The sequence below is a fragment of the Curtobacterium sp. 260 genome (assembly GCF_030803485.1).
Classification (GTDB): domain Bacteria; phylum Actinomycetota; class Actinomycetes; order Actinomycetales; family Microbacteriaceae; genus Curtobacterium.
This window is the reverse complement of the sequence record NZ_JAURUY010000016.1, coordinates 1-18,662: the sequence shown is the minus strand read 5'-3', so window position 1 is coordinate 18,662 and position 18,662 is coordinate 1. Positions and strand designations below refer to the sequence as shown.

Here is an 18,662-nt window from a genome sequence, read left to right as displayed (position 1 = left end):
GACGACGAGACACGAGGGATGCAGTGGAGCTCTTCGAGGCCATCCGACGCCGGCGCACGACCAACGGGGCGTTCCTGCCCGACCCGGTGTCCGAGGAGCACCAGCGGCTGCTGATGGAGCTCGCAGGACGGGCACCCTCGCAGTTGAACAGCCAACCGTGGCGCTTCGTCATCGTCGAGGAGCGCGACACCATCGACCGCATCGCCGACATCAGCGGCCGGTCGATGACGCAGACGATGGCCGAGGGCTCGTTCTTCACGCGCTACCGCCCGTACTTCCGGTTCTCGCAGGCCGAGATGGACGAACGTCGGGACGGGATGCTGTTCGACAAGCTGCCGGGACCGCTCAAGCCCTTCACGAAGCAGGTGTTCACCAAGCGCGGGCAGCTCCTCATGAACACGCTCCGGGTACCGCAGACCCTCGGCGAGGAGAACCGGAAGCTCGTCGCCGGGTCGCCGCTCCTGCTCGGGGTGATGCTCGACCGCGACGAGTACCGGAAGGAGGCGCGCAACGCCTTCTACTCCGTGTTCAGCATGGGCGCGGCGATGGAGAACGTCTGGCTCGCGACGACCGAGCTCGGCCTCGGGATCCAGTTCGTGTCCTTCCCGATGGAGGTCGAGGAGGCCTGGGCCGAGGTCGAGCGGCTCCTCGCGGTGCCGCCGGAGCTCGAGCTGATGGCCGTCTACCGGATCGGCTACCTGCCGCCGGAGCGTCGACGTCCCGCCATCGACTGGGTGTCGAACGAACGGAAGCGCCCGTCGCAGTACGTGTTCCGCGGGACCTGCGCCACCCCGCAGCAGGGGTGGGACGACGTGCCGGACGCTGCCCGCGCGACCGACGGGACCGTCTCGTGACCGCCGGACAGCGGGGCGGGGGCGAGCCGGGCCTCCCGGCCGTCTCGCCGGAGGCACCGCCCCTGCGCGGGACGCCGTGGATCTCGCAGGACTGGCTCGACGTGGTCTTCGTGCACTGGCGCGTCGACGTGTCGGCGGTGGCACCGCTGCTGCCCGCCGGAGCGCACCCGGACACGATGGCGCCGGACGGGACGGACGACGGCGCGACCACCTGGGTGGGCCTCATCGGGTTCCGCTTCACGGACACGCGCTTCCCGCCGCTCGGCGGGCTCGGACGGGCCGGCAGTGTCGGCGACTTCGTCGAGGTCAACGTGCGCGTCTACACGTGCGACGACCAGGGCCGTCGAGGCGTCGCGTTCCTGTCGCTGGACGCCGGGAAGCTCCTGCCGACGATCGGCGCACGGGTCGCGACGGGCCTGCCGTACTGGTGGGCGCACGCGGCGATCCGGAAGACCGACGGCCGGGTGGGCTACGCGATGCGTCGGCACGGGACGCACCTGCGGTCGACCTTCGACGTCCGGGTGGGCGACGCGGTCGACGAGCCGACGCCCCTCGAGACGTTCCTGACGGCACGGTGGGGCATGCACGTGCGGCGGGTCGGTGCGACGCGCTACTGGCCGAACGAGCACGAGTCGTGGCCGCTGCACCGGGCGTCCCTCGTGTCGCTGCGGGACGACCTGGTGGCGGCTGCGGGGCTGCCCTTCGGACTGTCCGGACTGGAGCCGGACTCGGTGCTGTACTCGCCCGGGGTGACCACGCGGTTCGGGCGGGGACGCTGACTGTCGTGCCGATCGTGCCGGCCGGGAGGGGCGGGGCGGCTCCTGGGACCGTCACGGTGGGCGGTGGGTAGCCTCCTCCGCGTGACCGGTGCATCGCAGCAGCAGGACGTCCGACGCCGCGCGGGATGGCTCCCGCAGGACCAGAGCGGGCTCGAGGCCTGGCTCCGCGGGCGTCGTGAGCGCCACCAGGAGCGCGACCCCGACCGGGCCCTGCACCCGGCGGTCTCGGCCCTCCGCGACCTCGTCGAGGGCGACCCCGTGCTGCGGATGCACGCGCACCAGATGATCGAGCAGGTCCCCGCTGGTCGCGAGTACCAGGACCGGCACCTCGAGTCGTTCGGGGAGCTGCTCGAGCTCGTCGACGAGGTCATCACGACCGCGCCCGAGTTCAGCGACGAGCAGATGGTGATGACGCCGCTCGACGGGGTGCTCGACTGGACGAAGGCCACGCCGGCGGGCTTCGCCTTCTACCGGGACCCGCGCGTGAACGACGCGCTCCGGGCGATCCTGCAGGGGTGGTGCGACTTCCTGTCGAGCGACAAGTCCCTCGAGGTGCTCGTGGACGCACCCTCGGGGTGGTGCAGCGATGCCGCTCGTCGGGCGGTCGGCATGGACCGGTTCGAGCACGATGCCGACGCCGAGCACTGGGGCTTCGGGTCGTGGAACGACTTCTTCACGCGGCGCTTCCGGGACGGCGAGCGCCCGGTCGCCGCGCCCGACGACGACGCGGTCGTGGTGAGCCCCTGCGAAGCCACCCCGTACCGGATCGCCAGCCGCGTCCACCGGCTCGACGCGTTCTGGGCGAAGGCGGAGCCGTACTCGGTCGAGGAGCTGCTCGTCGGCGACGAGACCGCCGACCTGTTCGTCGACGGCACCGTGTGGCAGGCGTTCCTCAGCGCGCTCGAGTACCACCGCTGGCACAGCCCGGTCGCCGGGACGGTCCTGCGCGCCTGGGTCGAACCGGGGACCTACTACTCCGAGGCCTCGTCGCAGGGCACCGACGCCGCCGAGCCGCAGCTGTCACAGGGCTACATGGCACACGTCGCCACCCGCGCGATCGTGCTCATCGACGCCGACGACCCCGCGATCGGGACGATCGCGGTCGTGTTCATCGGGATGTCCGACGTCTCCTCGTGCGTGATCGGCGAGGGGATCTCGGACGGTGCGCACGTCGGCAAGGGCGACGAGCTCGGGTACTTCCAGTTCGGCGGGTCGTCGGTGTGCGTGCTGTTCGGGCCGGACGTCGTCGAGTCGTTCTCGCTGGGAGCGCTGCCGCAGGCGCCGGAGGAGGAATCGGCGGTCCTGCCGGTGCGGTCGCACCTGGCGACGGCGCGGCGGCGGTCGTCCGACTGACGGCAAGACCCAGCGGTCACTCCAGCGCTGCACGGGCAACGGCACGGGACTGCAGGATCGCGACCACCGCCGTGAAGACACCGATGAGCGGAACGACCCGGGTCCAGACGGTCACGCGCCACTCGGGTACGGCGCCGGCTGTCAGACCGACGACCACCAGGACCAGGGACACCGCCGCGACGACGGCGCAGGTCACCGACACCGCCAGTCGGTCGAAGCGGGTCAGTGAGCGCGCAGACCACATCATGATGGGTAGCCCGCCGAGGGCGCCCGCGGCGACCCCGACCGTGCCGCCACCGATCATGCTCGCGACCAGCACCGCCGCGCCGCTCGCGCCACCCGTCACGACCGTGGTGCGGTGCAGGTCCCACGAGGCGCCGCGGGTCTGTTCCCCGTACGCACGCCATCCTGCTGAGGCCAGCGCCACTGCCCCGGTCGTCACGACGACCGCAGCCGTCGTCCAGACCACGCGCGCGAGCAGGTCCCCGGCTGCGATCCCCGCGACCATGACGAACGCGGCGACGGCGACCGCGACCAGCGGCAGGGCCCACACCTCGTACGTCCGTGTCGGGGTCCGCAACACCCAGCCGGGAGGTGCCTCCTCGGCCTGCTCCTGGTCACCCGTCTCCACCGCGCCATCCTGCCCCACGCCGTCCGGCGGCCGGGGGACAGCGGCTGGACCGGTGCGGACACGAGCCCGCGTACAACGGACAGCATGACGCGCGTGGCAGTGGTGACCGGTGGTTCGGCAGGGCTCGGACGGGCGACCGTCCGCGAACTCGCGGCCCGGGGGTGGGACGTCGCCGTCCTGGCCCGTGGACGCGACGGGGTCGACGCCGCGGTCGCCGAGGTCGAGGTCGCGGGACGCCGAGGCCTCGCGCTGATCGCCGACGTGGCCGACCGACAGGCCGTCGAGGCCGCCGCCGAGCGCGCCGAGCAGGAGCTCGGACCGATCGACCTCTGGGTGAACTGCGTGATGGTCGGGGTCTTCGGGCGCTTCACGGACACCGGCCCCGGCGACTTCGAGCGCGCTGTCGACGTCAACTTCCTCGGCTTCGTCAACGGCACCCGCGCGGCGCTGGCCCGGATGGTCCCCCGTGACCGTGGGCACGTCATCCAGGTCGGTTCCGCACTGGGCTTCCGGGGCATCCCCCTGCAGGCCGCCTACTGCAGCGCGAAGCACGCCATCGTCGGGTTCACCGAGTCGGTGGTGTCCGAGCTCACGGAACAGGGCAGCAGGGTGGCCGTGAGCCGCGTCGACATGCCCGCGCTCAACACGGTGCAGTTCAACTGGGTGAAGTCGCTCCTGCCGCACCACCCGCAGCCCGTCGCACCGATCTACCAGCCCGAGGTCGGCGCCCGCGCGATCGCCGTCACCGCGGAGCGGCCGCGCCGCCGCACGTGGGTGGGCGAATCGACGGTCTACACGATCCTGGGCAACCGGATCAGTGGACGCTTCGCCGACTGGTACGCCGCGAAGACCCTGGTCAGCGGACAGCAGGCCGAGCAGAAGGACGGACAGTCGCTGCCGACGAACCTGCACGAGCCCGTCCCGGGCGACCACGGTGCACACGGGGTCTTCGACGACTCCGCGCACGCCTGGTCGCCGCAGACCTGGTGGGTCGAGCACCGCAGGCTCGGCAACGGGATCATCGGAGCCGCCGTCGGCGTCGCGGGCGCGATCGCCCTGGCCGCGGGGAAGCGCCGATGAGCCGCCGCTCCCGCAGGGACCGCCGGCAGCGTGCGCGGTGGGTCGAGGGGCTCCGCGCCGGCATCGGCATCGCACACCTGCTTGCCTCGCGTGGGTCGACGGGCCGGGTGGCCGTGTTCGGTCGGGTGCTCGGCGCCCGGCAGCTCGTGCAGGCCGCACTGCTCACGCGCGCAGCGTCACCGGAAGCCCACGTCCTCGGCGCAGCGGTCGACGCCACGCACGGCGTCTCGATGGTGCCGCTCATCGCCCTCGACCGGCAGACACGGGGGTTCGCGGCACGGCAGCTCGTCGTCGCCGTGGCCCTCACCGTGCTCGAGGTCGGCCTCGTCGGCACGGGACACGGTCGCCCCGGCCGACGTTGACCGCCGCTGCCTACTCGACCTCGTCGTTCGGCTGCTCCTCCTCGACACCCGTCTCGTCCATCCGGTCGCGCAGGTGGTCGGCCATGGCGCCGGCGCCCTCGTGTCCGTGGTCGTGATCGACCTGCTCGACCAGCCCGGCGAGCTTCTCCTCGTTGGTCGCCTCGGTGGCACCGTCCATCACGGGGGCGGTCTGGACCTCGTCGTCGTTCGCTCGTGCGTTCATGCACGGGACGCTACGCCGCTCGGCCCGCGCGTCGGCGGCGGACGGTCAGGCACCGCCGCACAGCGGAGCGCGCAGACCCCGCTGCTAGCCTTGCCGGATGTCCGACCTCGGGATCGAGTCGCGGACCGGATCCGATCCCGCGCCGGTCACGCGCCGTCGCGCCAGGGGGCCCCGTCGCTCCCTGCTGGCCGCTGTCCTGGTGGGTCTGATCGCTGCAGCCGTGTCCTTCGCCGGCGCCTGGAGCACCCCGTCCGCGCTGGACGAGGCGGCCACGATGAGTGCCGCGAACCGGTCCCTGGTACAGCTGTGGCAGATGGCACAGCACGTGGACGGCGTGCACAGCCTGTACTACGCCCTGGTGCACGTGTGGCTCGACGTCGTGCCGTTCGAGTTCTGGACACTGCGACTGCCGGGTGCCGTGGGCATCGGGGTCGCCGCCGGGCTGCTGGTGGAGCTCGCGCGCCGTCTGGTCGACCTGCGGACCGGGATCGTCGCCGGGCTGGTGTTCGCGGTCCTCCCCCGGGTGACGTCGGCCGGCATCCAGGGGCGCTCGTACGCGTTGACGACCACCACGGCGGCCGCCCTCACGCTCGTCCTCGTCATCGCCGTGGACCGCTCTCTCGCCCGGCGGCGCAGCGCTTGGGCCTGGTGGTCCGCGTACGTCGTCGTCGGCGGACTGAGCACCTACCTCTTCCTCTACTCGGCGCTGCTCGTCGTCGCGCACGCCGTCGCGGTGGTCGTGTGGTTGCTCGTGCGGCGTCGGCGCTCCGACTGGATCGAGGTGGCCCTGCCCTTCGCGGCCGCGACGGCCCTGGTCGCTGCATCCACCGTGCCGCTCGCCCTCCTCACCTCCGGGCAGGCATCCGAACAGCTCTACTGGATGAGCTCGCGCCTCGCCCTCGACGGACGGCTCGCGGACTCGGTCTTCGTCCAGCAGTACTTCGCCCGGTCGCTGCCGCTCGCGCTGGTCGGATGGGCCCTCGCGGTCCTCGGGGTCGTCGCCGCGTTCGTCGACCGCCGGTCGCGCTCCCGACGGCCCGCAGTGTGGCTCGCCCTCTGTACCGTCGTCGTCCCGACCGCAGCCGTCATCGTCGTGTCGGTGGTCGTGCAGCCGTACTACAACTCCCGGTACCTGACCTTCGCCGCACCCTTCGTCGCCCTGCTCGTCGCCCTCGGCGCGACGTCCTTCCGCGCGCGGCTCGTGGCACCCTTGGCGGTCCTCGCCGTCGTGGCACTCGCCACGCCCGCGATCGTCGCGCAACGGGCCGGCGAGGGATCGCCGGGGGGCGAGTGGGAACGGGTCGCGGCGTACGTCGCCGCGGACCGGGCCGCCCACGACGACGGGGACGGCCTCGACGCCGTCTACTACGGACCGTTGCCCGGGCACCCGAAGCGGACGACGGAGTACGTGTCGTCCTCCTACCCGGCCGCCTTCGCCGGCATGCGCGACCTGACGGTGGTCCGCAGTGCTGCGAGCATCGGCCAGCTGTGGGCCGACCGACTCGCTCCGGGGGACGACCTGCCGCTCGAGGGTGTCGAGCGTGTCTGGTACGTCGGCGGACGGACGAGCGTTCAGCCCGCTGCTGCACGCGAGGCGCTCGCACGGGCCGGCTGGTCGGAGGACGACCGGGAGCGCATCGGCGACTTCTACGTGATCGCCTACACCCGGTGAGGCCCGGACGAGACGGTGGGTCGTCGACCGGACGGTAGGCTCGGCTCCGTGCGCCGATCCCTGACGACCAGGGACGCGGGATCGGACGACGTGTCCGACGTGCCCGCGTCCGACACCACCCGACCGGCCTGGCGTCACCCCGCGGTGCCGGCCTCGCTCGTCGGCATCGCGGCGTTCCTGGTCTCCTTCGCGGGGACGTGGGCTGCGCCGGCAGGGATCGACGAGGCCGCGACCATGTCGTCCGCGCGCCGCTCCCTGCCGGAGCTGTGGCACATGGCGCACAACGTCGACGGGGTGCACAGCACCTACTACGCGCTGATGCACCTGTGGTTATCGGTCGTGCCCTACGACATGCTCACCCTGCGGCTGCCGAGCGTGATCGCCTCCGCCGTCGCGGCAGCGCTCCTCGTCGAGCTCGGCCGACGGGTCGCCGACGCTCCGACGGGGGTCGTGGCGGGACTCGTGTTCGCCGTCCTGCCGCGCGTCACCTCCGCGAGCGGCCAGGGGCGCTCGTACGCGTTCAGCTTCACGTTCGCGGTCCTGCTCACCCTCGTCCTGGTCGTCGCCGTGCAACGCACCCGCGACCGTGTGCCGCGCGCCTGGGTGTGGTGGCTGGGCTACGCGCTCGTCGCCGCAGTCGGCTCGTACTTCTTCCTGTACTCGGCGCTGCTGGTCGTGGCGCACGGTGTGACGGTCCTGGTCTGGCAGCTGACCCGCCGTCGGCCCGCCGGGATCCTGCGTGCCGGGCTCTGGTGGCTCGGCGCTGCGGCGGTCGCGGGGCTCCTGGTGCTGCCCCTCGTCCGGATGACCTCGGGGCAGGCGGACAAGCAGCTCTACTGGATCGGCACCACGTTCGACTTCAACCGCAAGGTGGTGCAGTCGATCCTGGTCGAGCAGTACTTCGGCGACTCGGAACGTCTCGCACTGGTGGGGATCGTGCTCGCCGTCGTGGGCGTCCTCGTGACGGTCGCGGTCCCGCGTCTCCGCCGACGGGTCCGCGCCGTGGAGCTCGCGGTCCCCGCCGTCGTCGTGCCGCTCGTCGCGGTCCTCGCCGTGTCGATCCTGGTGAAGCCGCTGTACAACGCGCGGTACCTGACCTTCACGACCCCCTTCGTCGCTCTCGCGATCGCGCTCGCCCTCACCGCGTTCGGTGCACTCCTGCGCTGGCGTCTGACCCTCGCCCTCGCGACCGCGGGGGTGGTGGTCATCGCCCTGCTCGCCTACCCCGTCATCGCCGCACAGCGCGCACCGATCGGCAAGACGGGCACGCACTGGAAGATGGCGACGGACCACCTGGCCGCCGAGCGCGCGCAGGAGCCCGCCGGCAGCCGCGACGGCATCTACTACGGTCCGCTGCCGCGGCACGAGATCCGGACGACCGAGTACGTCTCCTCGGCCTACCCCGACGCGTTCGCGGGCATGCGCGACCTGACGCTCGTGCGCCCGGCATCGGAGGTCGGCGAGCTGTGGGCAGAACGCGAGCCACGCGACCGCGAGCCCGACGTGTCGGGGCTCGACCGAGTCTGGTACCTCGGTGCCGAGACGAGCAGCCAGCCCGCGACGCTGACCGCGCAGCTCGAGGCCGACGGATGGCGGGTCGAGTCGCGGAAGTCCGTGCAGACGCTGGAGATCATCAGTTACGTCCGCTGACGGAGGTCGGCAGGCGCGAGGGCAGCAGGCCGAGGACGGCCGGCTGAGGACGCCCGCCGCACGCCGCTGGCCCGTCAGAGCCGGAGGCGGCTGACGACCCGGGAGACGTCACCGTGACGGTGCGCGGTGACGGACACCGTCTGCTCCCGCAGGAAGTGCAGCATCTCGACGATGCCGGACTCCACCACGGGGTCGTCGTGGATGGTCGTCTCGGTGCCGGCGCCCAGGGCCTCCTCGAGGGCACGGGCGTCACCGCCGAGCAGCCGGACGCGTGACCCGGGGCCGCCGAAGGCCGCGTGCCGTCGGGGCTCCGCTCCCTGCGCGAGCACCAGGTCGATCGGGTCGACCTCCGGCTCAGCGCCGTCCGACCACCCGTCCTGCAGCAGGGTGCCCGCCGCAGCCCGTCCCAGGAACGTGGCGTCGTCCTCGACGACCTGGTCGACCACGTCGAGGGGCGAGCGCGCCGTCGAGAACAGCGGCAGGAGCTCGGCGGGCAGCGGACGGGCGGTGCTGAGGAGCACGTGCGCGCGCGCTGCGGTCGCGGCGACGAGCACGCGGACGAGGTCGCCGGCGCCGACCCCCGAGGACTGCCGGACCACGACCGACTGCGGGCGGAACCGGATGACGTTCCGCTCGACGACCAGGTCGGCCGTGTCCCGCGATCGTCCGTACAACGATGCCCGGGCAGCGGCATCGCTCTCGGCCCCGGCACGGACGCGGTCGAACTCCTCGAAGGACAGTCCGGCCCGGGCCGCCTCGATGACGGCGGTGACGCGGTTGCCGAGTCCCTGCAGCTGGATGTTCCGGTGCGGCTGACGTCGGGTCGGGTCCCACCGGTCCGCCCCGATCACGGCCAGCGGCCCGCCGCGGTGCACGGTCGGACCGACCGCGGTCCCGCGCCACCCGCCGACGGGCTGGCGTCCCGGCCGGGCCCCGGTGGTCGGGCGGTCGACCACGAGCACGCCGGCCCGGGTCCGGTCGGACCAGGTCGCGACCTCGTCGGGGTCGAGGGTGTGGAGCGCCGCGACGGAGCCGCCGTCGACGGAGTGCTGCAGGGCGATCGCCTCGTCGAGGGTCTCCACGCGGACGACGTCGAGGACGGGTGCCGGCACGGCCGTCCGCGCGAGGTCGCCCGTGGCGCGGACGCCCTCCCGCACACCCGGCGACCAGAGTCGGCCGGTGTCGTCCAGCGCGACCGGTTCGACGAGCCAGGACTCCCCCGGGCGCAGCTCGGTGAGCGCGGTCCGGACGGCGCCGGTCGGCTCGGCGACGAGCGGCCCGACCTGGGCGGTCGCGTCCGTCGGCCACGCGGTGCGCAGGCCACGGACGGCATCGGCGAGCTGCTCGCGGAAGCGCGGGCTCTCCCCCACGGACCCGACGAGCACGAGCAGCGACACCGCCGACGACGCCTGTCCGGAGCGGGCGAAGGCGGAGGCGACGACGTCGCGCACCGCCTGGTCGAGGTCGGCCGAGGGGGTGACGACCGCGGTGACGACCCCGGTGAGCTCCGCCACGAGGGGCAGGTCCGCGCGCCACCAGCGGTAGGACCGAGCGGTCTCCGGGGTGCCGGTCAGGACGACGCGGTCGACGGCGGGGTGCGCCACGAGGTCGCGTGCGAGGTCGCTGCCGTCGAGGTCGACGAGCTGGAGCAGGGAGTGCGGGACACCGGCGTCCCAGAGCACGTCGGCGAAGACGGCACCGGTGCGTCGGGCGGCGGTGGCGGGCTGGAGCACGACCCCGCTGCCCGCGGCGAGCGCGGTGAGCACACCGTCGGCGGCATCGAGGAGCGGGGCGTTCCACGAGGGCACGACGACCGTCAGGCGTGGCGGGACCGGGACCGCCCCGTTGATGTCCTCGAGGTGTCGCGTGCGGTCCGCGGCGTGCGTGGCGGCGTCGACGGCCCGGCTGACCTCGCCGTCGGCGTCGGTCAGGGTGAGCCCGAGCTCGGCGATCATCGTCTCGACGAGTGCACCGCGGTGGGTCTCGAGCGCGTGGCCGATCAGGTCGAACAGCTCGGCACGGTCCTCCGGGTCCTGGCGGCCCCAGTTCACACCGGCCTGGGCGGTGCGGGCGACGAGACGCTCGAGGCGTCCGCGGTCGGTGATGCGGGCGGCACGGATCGTCCTGGTGCCGCGCTGCGACTCCGGTACCCGGGCGAGCACCTCGGCGGCCCACGCGCGGTTGCCCGGCGTGGAGGGGTCGGTGTCCTGCGTGTTCTCGGCAGCCGAGCGCAGCACAGGGTCACCCGGCGGCCGTCGGCGGTCCTGGGTGCGGCGCGTGGGCGGCGCGGGACGGAGGAGCGCGGCCACGGCGTCGACGTGCTCGGCGGTGGCACGCTCGACGGCAGCGGTGTCGTCGGTCGAGCCGGTCGTGTCCGCCGCCGTCGACCCGGCCGTGGTCGAGCCGCCCACCGGGCGGTGGCCGGCGACCTCGCGCAGTCGACGAGCGAGGTACGGGACGGCAGCGTCGAACTCGTCGGGCCGCACCAGTGGCACACCGAGGACCACGTGGCCGAACGCCGTGCGCAGCACCTCGGCGTACCGCGTCGTGCCGAGGAGCAGCTCGGGTCCGACGACGTCGAGCACGCCGCGGCGCTCGGCGAGCACGTGCGCGGTCGCGAGGGCGAACGGGTCGTCGGTGGCGACACCGACGTGCACTGCGTCGGTCCGCTCGGGGTCGATCGCCGTGTCGAGCAGGCGCAGGAACGCGGTGTCCGTCGTGCGGGTGTCCGCGGTCACGGCGAGCGGCCGGCTCTCGAGCACGGCGTCGACCCCTTCGGTGGCGAGGAGCGTGCCCTTGGTGAAGCGGACGCGCACGGGTGCCCCGCCGGATGCCCGACGCTCCCGTGCTGCGGTCGTCACCCGGTCGAGCAGGTCGAGCGACTCGGGGAGTTCTGCGGGCAGGGTCACCCCGAGGGTGAGCTCCCGCGTGCCGTCCTGCTCGAGCAGCGCGCACAGGACCGCGACGGCGCGTTGGACGCCTCGGGCCCGGCCGGACTGCAGGGTGACCACGGGCGGTGTCGGCCGGCTCGCCGCGGTGTGCAGGAGCGGTGCGAGGTGCCGGACCGCGTCGGCGACGGTGGCGTCGAGGTCCCACGGGGACACCGGCGGCAGCACGGCGTCGACGTCGACGGTGACGGCGGCGACCTCGTGGTGGAGCAGGTCGTCGAGTGCCGCGAGCCGTCGGTCGCGACCGGCCGGTCCGAGCACGGCGGGGCCGAGGAGGTCGACGTCGAGTCGGGTGTCCGGCCCGCCGACCTTCGCGAGTGCCGCGGGGGTCCGTGCGGGCGTGGCGTCGACGACGAGGTGTCCCGCGAGTCGCCGGAGCACCTTCCGCGCGGAGGGGACGACCGCCCACGGCGCCATGGTCGCGAAGCCGCCGCCCACCGTCACCGCGCCGCGGAGGTACCAGGCGAGGTCGTCCGGTACCGCCCGGCTCGCACGCTCGAGGTTCCGGGCGACGACCTTCGGGTCCTCCGGCCGGACCACGACGTCGACGAACGCGCGGGCGAACTCGGCGCCACGGGGGTCGGCGAGCAGCTCGGCCAGACGTGCGGCCGCGGGCTCCGGCTTCACCCCGCGGGCGGCCTCGATCCACCCCTGTGCCCGCATGACCGCGTCGTCGGTGCAGTCTCGGAGGTGCGGGGTCGGCATGGAGTGATCGTATTCCGGGCGTCCGACGTGACCTCTGAGCGCGCCGAGTGCCGCCCTGGAGTCAGCCGAACGGATGATCCTCGGTCCCGCGGCACGCCCGCTGGTTACGCTGGCGGTCATGGCGGAGCAGGGCGGCGAGGGGCACGACTGGGCGACCTGGGACGCGTTCCACGACGTCTGGCGTCGGCTCGACCGGGCGCTCGACCAGGCCGTCCAGCAGGGTGCCGGCATCTCGATCCCCGAGTTCGAGATCCTGATCGGCCTGCACCGTGCTCCCGACCACCGGTTGCGGGTCCGTGACGTCGCCGCGGGCATCGGGTGGGAGAAGTCGCGCGTGAGCCACCAGGTCACGCGGATGGTCGGGCGCGGGCTCGTCGCCCGCGCGGACTGCCCGGCGGACGGGCGTGGCAGCTGGGTGACGATGACGACCGAGGGTCGGCGCGCGGTGCTCGCCGGCATCCGCGCGCACACCGCGGCACTCGAGGAGCTGTTCTGGAGGCCCGTGGCTGCGGATGCGGACACCCTGCGGTCCGTCTCCCACCGCGTCCTCGACGCACTCGGTCCGGTCGAGCCGGAGGCCTGAGGAGCGCCCGCTCGGCGGGACCGGCTCAGCTGGACCCTGCGAGCACCTCCGCGACGGCCGCGGCCGTCACGTCGGCACGCTCGTGGTCGTCCGCGGTGAGGGTGACGACGGCGTCGGCGACCGGGTCCAGGAGCACGAGCTGCCCGTACGCCCCGTGCAGGCGCCAGGTCCGCCCCGGGCCGCCCCAGCCCGCGAGGGCGTAACGGTCGTACGACGGTGACGACCCCGCCGCGACCCAGTCGGTGTGCATCGCGTCGACGACCGCAGCGGGCGCGAGCTGGCGCCCGTCCGACGCTCCGCGGTCCCGCAGCAGCCGGCCGATGCGCGCGACCTCGGCGGTGCGGAGCCACAGGCCGCCGCCGGCGACGACGTGACCGAGCGGGCAGCGGTCCCAGCGGACGTCGTCGATGCCGAGCGGGGTGAAGATGCGGTCCTGCGCGTACGCGCCGACGTCGCCGACCCGTGCCGCCAGGGCCCGCGCGGCCGTGTAGGTGCTGGCGTTCGCGTACCGGAACGACCGTCCGGCGGTCGGGCGTCCGAGGAACTCCCGTGCCAGGTCCGGCCAGTCCGTGGTCTGCGTCGGCGACCACGGCATGTCGATGCCGCTCGTCATGGTCAGCAGGTGTCGGAGCGTGACGTCCCGCACACCCGGTCCGAGCACGACGTCGGGCAGCAGCGTGCCGACGGACTCGTCGAGCGCGAGCAGCCCGTCGTCCACGGCGGTCCCGACGGCCAGGACGACCACGCCCTTCGCGACGGAGTGCACGTCACGGCGGACGTCGGCGGACCAGTGGTGCTCGGCGGTGTCGTCGCCGACCAGCACGTGCAGGCCGTGGGCGCGGAAACCCGTCCGCGCGACCGCGCGGACGACGTCGTCGAGCACTGGTGCGGCGCGGTCCACCCCGCCATCATCCCGTGTGTCGAGCGAGGTCGGTGCTCACCAGGGACCCGCGTTCGCCGCGCAGTCGGACCTGCACCTCGGCGATGTCGTCGCGCGGCACGTCCGTCGACGCCGACAGCCCGCGGGCCTCGGCCCCGGCTGCCGACCACGAGGCCACGGTCTGCACGGAGCCGTCCTTCCGGACCACCACGAGGTCGTACATCACCGAGCCGTCCGCCGACCACTCCCTGCCGCGGTACGAGCACCCCCAGTCGAAGCGCGTGCCCCACTGCTCGCCGCTCACGGCCAGGTCGACGTCGAGACCCTGCGACCCGGACATCGTGTAGCGGTCACCCGCGGTCGTCGGTGCGGACGCCGTGGGCGCGCCACCGGCCTGCACCGTCGCACCTCGTCCACCGGCCGTGCCGACGGCGAGCCCGCCGAGCACGGCGGCGACGACCGCCAGCCCCGCGGTCACGGCGACCCATGTCCGACGGCGGCGGCGGCGGTGTCGGACGCGGTGCGCGACGGCGGCGAGGGTGCTCTCGGGACGCGTGTCGGGCCTCCCGTCCGGTGCCGCGATCTCGACCGCCTGGTCGGCCGGGAGCTTCGCGAGCAGACCGGGCAGGCCGACGAGCTCGGCGACGGCCGCCGTGCAGCGGTCGCACGTCTCGAGGTGCCGCTCGTACTCGAGCCGCTCGTCGGGCGCGAGCGAGCCGAGGACGTACGCCGCGTCCCACTCCGCGTACCGGTCCTCGCTCATCGGGTCACTCCTCGTTCCTGCAGTGCGAGCCGGAGGGCCCGGAGCCCGTAGTGCAACCGCGACTTCGCGGTGCCCTCGGGGATGTCGTGTCGTCGTGCGATCTCCGGCACGGTGTGGCCGAGCCAGTAAGCGTCGACCACCACGCGGCGGTGGTCCGGGCTGAGCGACGCGAGTGCGTCCGCCACGACGATGCGGTCGAGCACGGCGTCGGTGCGGTCGGCCTCGGCACGGTCGACCGGGTGCTCGGACCCGTGCTCACGCCGGTTGCGTGCCGACCGGGCGTCGTCGACGACCAGGTTCCGGGCGACCGTGAAGAGCCAGGCCCGTGCGCTGTCGGGCGCCCGCTCGAGCACCGCCGGACGCTGCCAGGCGCGGACCATGGTCTCCTGCACGACGTCCTCGACGGTCGAGCCGTCCCGCGTCAGGTGCCGGACGTACCGGGTGAGCGCGTCGCCGTGCTCGCGGTACAGCGTCGCCAGCAGCTCGTCGGCGGAACGGCTCGTCACGGTCACTTCGCCAGGTCGAGGGAGAACTCGACCGAGCCCTTCCCGTCCACGGTGACGAAGCCGAGCGACGGGGCCTCGACCCCGTAGTCGGCGAAGGTGATCGGGACCGAGCCGACGACCTGGACGCCGCCGTCCTGCGTCACCGCGACCTGCGCGTCGGCCGTGACCGGCTTCTCGACGCCGTGCAGGTCCATCGTGCCGGTGAGCGTGACGTCCTGGGTGCTGCCGCCGAGGGCCTTCGAGACGTCGACCGGCTCCGTCAGCGCGAACATCGCCGTCGGGTAGCGGTCGGTCTGCAACGCGGTGCTCCGGAAGTACGCGTCGCGGGCCGATTCGGGCGTCGTGATCGTCGCGACCTGCACCGTGACGGTCGCCTTCGTGAGCGAACCGCCGTCGACGGTCGCCGTGCCCTGCACGTCCTTCGTCCGACCGACCACGTCCACATCATTCCCCTGCAGGACCTCGTGCACTCGGTACCCGGCGTACGAACTGCTCGTGCTCGTCCAGGTGCCGTCGGCCTGCCGGGCATCGAGCATCCCACCGGAGCCGGACGGGGCGGCACTCAGCGAGGGGGCGGCGGCGGCCTGGCCGTTGACGGTGTTCGCGTAGATGACCGGGCCGGCGGTGACGGCTGCGGCGCCGATGACGACGACACCGGTGGCGATGCCGATGACGACCTTCGTACGTGTGCGGAGTCCCATGCCCTGACGACGAGACAGGGGACCAGATCGTTCACCCGGACGTGCGGAAGGCGCCGCTCCCGTGGTCGGGAGCGGCGCCTTCTCGTGGTGGTGCGGGTGCGGCGGGTGTGCCGCGGGGTGCTACTTGATCTGCGCGGTGATCGTGGCGGTGCCGACGAGCATGCCGCGCTTGACGGCGTCGGTGCTGAAGGTCTTGTTCAGCAGGCCGGCAGCGTCCTCGGAGATGTGGACGGTGGTGCCGGTCAGCACCGCGTTGTCACCCTCGAGCTGCAGCGGCTTGAGCGAACCACCCCAGAGCTCGAACAGGTAGGCGTTCGACGCGGCGACCTCGCCGTTGACGAGGACGTCACCGTAGAGCTTCGACGAGCCCGGGTTCACGACGAAGTTCTCGAGCGTGACCGTGGTGTCGCCGGCCTTGAGGGTCAGGCCCGAACCGTTGTGGTTCAGCAGGCCCTGCACGTAGGGGCGGTAGTCGCCGTCCGGGCTCCAGTAGGTGACCGAGCCGGCGGTGATCGGGAACGACACGGCGCCGTCCTCGAGCTTCGCGTCGCCCGAGACGCCCGGGGTCAGACCCAGCGAGGTCAGCGCGTCGGTGAAGCTGCTGTCGAGCGCGACCGAGGTGTCGCCACCGAGGACGTCCGGCACGGATGCGACCGGGGCGGGGATCTTCGACGCCTCGGACGAGGAGGACACCGTCTGCACGTTCGGGGTCGCGGCGTTCGCCGTGCTGATGCCGAACGCGGCACCACCGAGGACGAGGGCGCCGGTGGTGGCGAGGGTGATCGAGGTCTTGAGGGACTTGCGCATGAGATGCGTTCCTTTCGTCGTCGCGCTCGGCGCGGACACTGTGTGTGCGCCGAACACACCCCGGAAAGGGGTGGAGAACCAGCTACCTGCGGCTGGTGAGCGCTCCGGGTGTTTCCCGGTTGATGCAGGTGATTCGGGACCCTCCGCCGAAGGGTTTGGACGAGTTCTGAGTCGTTATCTCCCCGTTACAAACCCGGGGGACGCGCAGGAGCTCCGCGCCACAGAGGTACGCTCCGACCGTGCCCGAGATCATGGAGGTCCGCGACGTCCTCGCGGTGATCCGGCCAGCCGTGCTCGCGATGCTCCGCGAGCACGAGGCCGCCACGCTGCAGCTGTTCCTCATCGCCACGGGGGACACCGACCTCACGCCACTGGCGGAACACGACGTCGTCATCGAGAACGGCGCCATGGCGCGTTGGTCGGTCCTGGGCGAGGACGGCGGCTCGAGCTCGTTGTGGATCGAGGGCGGAGCGGAGCAGCTCGTGGCCGACGTGCAGAGCGACCTGCAGGACTTCATCGCCGAGAGCGGCTTCGCGTGGGGTGAACTCCGCCCGCTGCCTCCCCGATGACGACCACCGCGCTCGCGCGCAGCCGGACGGTGGTGGAGGCGCTCCCGCGTAGCGTGCGCCGCATGAGCGACCAGCAGCACGAGAACACCCCGACCGACGGCTCCACCGACGCCCCCGAGAGCGAGTTCCAGCGCACCGAGGACCTGCCCGACGGTTCGTCCACCGGCAACGCGACCGAGGACCCGCAGCAGGACAGCGACGTCGACTCGGGCGGCGAGCCCGAGTCGCCGGACAACGAGCAGGTCTGACAGCCGACGGCCCGGGCCCTCGCGCTCGGGCCGCTCCGACGCGCACCTGACAAGCTCAGGGCATGCAGCACCGCTCCCCCGTCGTCATCGCCGGCTGCGGCGACCTCGGTACCGAGGCCGGCCTGCGCTTCGCAGCGCTCGGCCACCCGGTCACCGGGCTCCGCCGTCGCGCCGAGCGCATCCCCGCCCCGATCACCGGCCGCAGCGTCGACCTCCGTCAGGAGGTCCCGACGATCGATCCGGAGACGGGCGTGGTCGTCGTCGCCTCCGCCGCCGGCTCCCGTGCCGCGGACGAGTACCGCGCGACCTACGTCGACGGCCTGCGGAACGTGCTCGACGGCATCGCGGCGTCCGGCGCCTCGCCCCGGCTGCTCGTCGTGTCCTCGACCGCGGTGTACGACGTCGACGACGGCAGCGACGTGACCGAGGAGACCCCGGCGCGGGCGAGCACCCCGACCGCCGGCGTCCTGCTCGAGGCCGAGGCGCTGCTGCGGGAGCGGGCACCCGAGGCCGTGCTCGTCCGGCTGTCGGGCATCTACGGGCCCGGCCGCGAGCGACTGATCGACCAGGTGCGGTCCAGGCAGGCCCGGCTGTCGTCCGGCACGTCACCCCACACGAACCGCATCCACCGGGACGACGCCGCCGCGGCACTCGTCCACCTGGCGGGGGTGGACGACCCCGCACCGACCTACATCGGTACCGACGACGAACCGGTCCGACTCGACGACGTCCTGACGTTCCTGGCGTGCGAACTCGGCGTCGAGCAGCTGCCGAGCGCCGAGCCCGAGGGGCGGCAGGCAGGCGGCGACAAGCGGCTCGCGAACGCCCTGCTGCGCTCGACCGGCTGGGAGCCGCGGTACCCGACGTTCCGCGAGGGCTACCGGGCCGTGCTCGCCGGCGAGGGCACCCGGCACCCGTGAGCGCCGCTGCGCGGACGCCGGCCGGGAGGCACGTGGCGGCTCCGCCACGCCCCTCCCGGCCGCCGCCGGTCACGTCAGTGCCGCTCAGTGCTCGTCGTAGTGGTCCTCGTGACGGGCGTGCCGGTGGCCGTCGTGCACGAAGTCGACGTGGTCGCCGTGCTCGACGGTCTCGTGCTCGCCGCCGTCCTGCTCGTGGTCGTGGTCGGCGACGTCGTGCTCGGCGACGCGGTGCTCCTCGGCCTCGGCGGCGGGGGTGGTGTTCGGGTCCGACATGGATCCTCCTTCGTGAGATCGGTTCTCACATGGAGCCTACGTCGCAGCTCCGGTCCTGTCCGGGCTCAGTGCCAGCGGTGGTCCTGGATCGTCATCCGCGGGCCGAACGTCGGCTTCCGGAAGCCCGAGCCCCCGATCAGTCGGACGATGCGCTC

The 18,662-nt window shown here is 73.2% G+C and carries 20 protein-coding genes and 1 pseudogene; 11 read left to right on the top strand and 10 right to left on the bottom strand.

Going from position 1 to position 18,662, the window contains the following annotated elements; genetic code table 11:
• Positions 1-23 precede the first annotated feature (23 nt).
• The 3 genes from J2X59_RS14260 to J2X59_RS14250 all read left to right on the top strand — a co-directional run bounded on the left by J2X59_RS14260 (position 24) and on the right by J2X59_RS14250 (position 2,986).
• Positions 24-854 carry a nitroreductase family protein gene (locus J2X59_RS14260; RefSeq protein WP_326497115.1) on the top strand — a complete coding sequence of 277 codons (831 nt, stop codon included), beginning with the start codon at positions 24-26 and terminating at the stop codon, positions 852-854.
• Complete coding sequence (locus J2X59_RS14255; protein ID WP_271827066.1) at positions 851-1,633, top strand: YqjF family protein; 783 nt, start codon at positions 851-853, stop codon at positions 1,631-1,633. The genes J2X59_RS14260 and J2X59_RS14255 overlap by 4 nt, the downstream gene beginning before the upstream one ends.
• Positions 1,634-1,714: 81 nt before the next feature.
• On the top strand, positions 1,715-2,986 hold the full coding sequence (locus tag J2X59_RS14250; protein ID WP_326497114.1) for a phosphatidylserine decarboxylase family protein: 1,272 nt from the start codon (positions 1,715-1,717) through the stop codon (positions 2,984-2,986).
• Between the two features lie 16 nt (positions 2,987-3,002).
• On the opposite strand, the gene J2X59_RS14245 is transcribed toward J2X59_RS14250, so the two are convergent.
• The gene (locus tag J2X59_RS14245) at positions 3,003-3,617 is read right to left on the bottom strand and encodes a hypothetical protein (RefSeq protein WP_326497113.1); all 615 of its coding nucleotides are present in this window, start codon (positions 3,615-3,617) and stop codon (positions 3,003-3,005) included.
• Between the two features lie 84 nt (positions 3,618-3,701).
• On the opposite strand from J2X59_RS14245, the gene J2X59_RS14240 reads away from it, so the two are divergent.
• Positions 3,702-4,697: an SDR family oxidoreductase gene (locus J2X59_RS14240; protein WP_326497112.1), complete on the top strand. Its 996-nt coding sequence runs from the start codon at positions 3,702-3,704 to the stop codon at positions 4,695-4,697.
• Positions 4,694-5,059: a hypothetical protein gene (locus J2X59_RS14235; protein ID WP_326497111.1), complete on the top strand. Its 366-nt coding sequence runs from the start codon at positions 4,694-4,696 to the stop codon at positions 5,057-5,059. Before J2X59_RS14240 ends, J2X59_RS14235 begins: the two co-directional genes overlap by 4 nt.
• Positions 5,060-5,069: 10 nt before the next feature.
• On the opposite strand, the gene J2X59_RS14230 is transcribed toward J2X59_RS14235, so the two are convergent.
• The gene (locus tag J2X59_RS14230; protein ID WP_066651373.1) at positions 5,070-5,282 is read right to left on the bottom strand and encodes a hypothetical protein; all 213 of its coding nucleotides are present in this window, start codon (positions 5,280-5,282) and stop codon (positions 5,070-5,072) included.
• 97 nt (positions 5,283-5,379) lie between these two features.
• Between J2X59_RS14230 and J2X59_RS14225 the strand changes: the two genes are divergently transcribed.
• Positions 5,380-6,954, top strand: coding sequence for a glycosyltransferase family 39 protein (locus tag J2X59_RS14225; protein WP_326497110.1), 1,575 nt, complete (start codon positions 5,380-5,382; stop codon positions 6,952-6,954).
• Positions 6,955-7,002: 48 nt separating this feature from the next.
• Positions 7,003-8,604 carry a glycosyltransferase family 39 protein gene (locus J2X59_RS14220; protein WP_326497109.1) on the top strand — a complete coding sequence of 534 codons (1,602 nt, stop codon included), beginning with the start codon at positions 7,003-7,005 and terminating at the stop codon, positions 8,602-8,604.
• A gap of 74 nt (positions 8,605-8,678) precedes the next feature.
• Here the strand turns inward: J2X59_RS14220 and J2X59_RS14215 are convergent, their stop codons facing one another.
• A complete protein-coding gene (locus tag J2X59_RS14215) occupies positions 8,679-12,257 on the bottom strand; it encodes a proline dehydrogenase family protein (RefSeq protein WP_326497108.1) in 3,579 nt (1,192 codons plus the stop codon).
• Between the two features lie 118 nt (positions 12,258-12,375).
• On the opposite strand from J2X59_RS14215, the gene J2X59_RS14210 reads away from it, so the two are divergent.
• On the top strand, positions 12,376-12,840 hold the full coding sequence (locus J2X59_RS14210; protein WP_158407717.1) for a MarR family winged helix-turn-helix transcriptional regulator: 465 nt from the start codon (positions 12,376-12,378) through the stop codon (positions 12,838-12,840).
• A 25-nt stretch (positions 12,841-12,865) separates the two neighbouring features.
• Here the strand turns inward: J2X59_RS14210 and J2X59_RS14205 are convergent, their stop codons facing one another.
• The 5 genes from J2X59_RS14205 to J2X59_RS14185 all read right to left on the bottom strand — a co-directional run bounded on the left by J2X59_RS14205 (position 12,866) and on the right by J2X59_RS14185 (position 16,497).
• Positions 12,866-13,741, bottom strand: coding sequence for a serine hydrolase domain-containing protein (locus tag J2X59_RS14205; protein ID WP_326497107.1), 876 nt, complete (start codon positions 13,739-13,741; stop codon positions 12,866-12,868).
• 7 nt (positions 13,742-13,748) lie between these two features.
• Positions 13,749-14,483, bottom strand: coding sequence for an anti-sigma factor (locus tag J2X59_RS14200; protein ID WP_326497106.1), 735 nt, complete (start codon positions 14,481-14,483; stop codon positions 13,749-13,751).
• Entirely contained in the window at positions 14,480-14,995 is a 516-nt protein-coding gene (locus J2X59_RS14195) for a sigma-70 family RNA polymerase sigma factor (RefSeq protein WP_326497105.1), read from the bottom strand. The genes J2X59_RS14200 and J2X59_RS14195 overlap by 4 nt, the downstream gene beginning before the upstream one ends.
• Positions 14,992-15,690 carry a YceI family protein gene (locus J2X59_RS14190; protein ID WP_326497104.1) on the bottom strand — a complete coding sequence of 233 codons (699 nt, stop codon included), beginning with the start codon at positions 15,688-15,690 and terminating at the stop codon, positions 14,992-14,994. The genes J2X59_RS14195 and J2X59_RS14190 overlap by 4 nt, the downstream gene beginning before the upstream one ends.
• Before the next feature lie 120 nt (positions 15,691-15,810).
• Complete coding sequence (locus J2X59_RS14185; protein WP_326497103.1) at positions 15,811-16,497, bottom strand: hypothetical protein; 687 nt, start codon at positions 16,495-16,497, stop codon at positions 15,811-15,813.
• Between the two features lie 239 nt (positions 16,498-16,736).
• Here J2X59_RS14185 and J2X59_RS14180 point away from each other — a divergent pair, with 239 nt between their 5' ends.
• From J2X59_RS14180 to J2X59_RS14170, 3 genes are all read left to right on the top strand, one after another.
• Entirely contained in the window at positions 16,737-17,066 is a 330-nt protein-coding gene (locus tag J2X59_RS14180; RefSeq protein ID WP_326497102.1) for a hypothetical protein, read from the top strand.
• Positions 17,067-17,128: 62 nt separating this feature from the next.
• On the top strand, positions 17,129-17,314 hold the full coding sequence (locus J2X59_RS14175; RefSeq protein ID WP_058729353.1) for a hypothetical protein: 186 nt from the start codon (positions 17,129-17,131) through the stop codon (positions 17,312-17,314).
• Between the two features lie 62 nt (positions 17,315-17,376).
• Positions 17,377-18,234 (top strand): NAD-dependent epimerase/dehydratase family protein, encoded by an 858-nt coding sequence (locus J2X59_RS14170; protein WP_326497101.1) that lies wholly within the window; start codon positions 17,377-17,379, stop codon positions 18,232-18,234.
• 84 nt (positions 18,235-18,318) lie between these two features.
• Here J2X59_RS14170 and J2X59_RS14165 read toward each other — a convergent pair whose 3' ends face one another.
• Entirely contained in the window at positions 18,319-18,507 is a 189-nt protein-coding gene (locus J2X59_RS14165) for a hypothetical protein (RefSeq protein ID WP_058750533.1), read from the bottom strand.
• Between the two features lie 65 nt (positions 18,508-18,572).
• Positions 18,573-18,662 (bottom strand): annotated as a pseudogene (locus J2X59_RS14160) (3-methyladenine DNA glycosylase); the annotation flags it as partial.

What these genes read in the sequence shown, in the direction of transcription:
- J2X59_RS14210 (WP_158407717.1), top strand. Translation starts at nt 12,376, where the DNA reads ATGGCGGAGCAGGGCGGCGAGGGGCACGACTGGGCGACCTGGGACGCG.
- J2X59_RS14230 (WP_066651373.1), bottom strand. Translation starts at nt 5,282, where the DNA reads ATGAACGCACGAGCGAACGACGACGAGGTCCAGACCGCCCCCGTGATG.
- J2X59_RS14240 (WP_326497112.1), top strand. Translation starts at nt 3,702, where the DNA reads ATGACGCGCGTGGCAGTGGTGACCGGTGGTTCGGCAGGGCTCGGACGG.
- J2X59_RS14170 (WP_326497101.1), top strand. Translation starts at nt 17,377, where the DNA reads ATGCAGCACCGCTCCCCCGTCGTCATCGCCGGCTGCGGCGACCTCGGT.
- J2X59_RS14175 (WP_058729353.1), top strand. Translation starts at nt 17,129, where the DNA reads ATGAGCGACCAGCAGCACGAGAACACCCCGACCGACGGCTCCACCGAC.
- J2X59_RS14225 (WP_326497110.1), top strand. Translation starts at nt 5,380, where the DNA reads ATGTCCGACCTCGGGATCGAGTCGCGGACCGGATCCGATCCCGCGCCG.
- J2X59_RS14190 (WP_326497104.1), bottom strand. Translation starts at nt 15,690, where the DNA reads ATGGGACTCCGCACACGTACGAAGGTCGTCATCGGCATCGCCACCGGT.
- J2X59_RS14235 (WP_326497111.1), top strand. Translation starts at nt 4,694, where the DNA reads ATGAGCCGCCGCTCCCGCAGGGACCGCCGGCAGCGTGCGCGGTGGGTC.
- J2X59_RS14200 (WP_326497106.1), bottom strand. Translation starts at nt 14,483, where the DNA reads ATGAGCGAGGACCGGTACGCGGAGTGGGACGCGGCGTACGTCCTCGGC.
- J2X59_RS14185 (WP_326497103.1), bottom strand. Translation starts at nt 16,497, where the DNA reads ATGCGCAAGTCCCTCAAGACCTCGATCACCCTCGCCACCACCGGCGCC.
- J2X59_RS14165 (WP_058750533.1), bottom strand. Translation starts at nt 18,507, where the DNA reads ATGTCGGACCCGAACACCACCCCCGCCGCCGAGGCCGAGGAGCACCGC.
- J2X59_RS14215 (WP_326497108.1), bottom strand. Translation starts at nt 12,257, where the DNA reads ATGCCGACCCCGCACCTCCGAGACTGCACCGACGACGCGGTCATGCGG.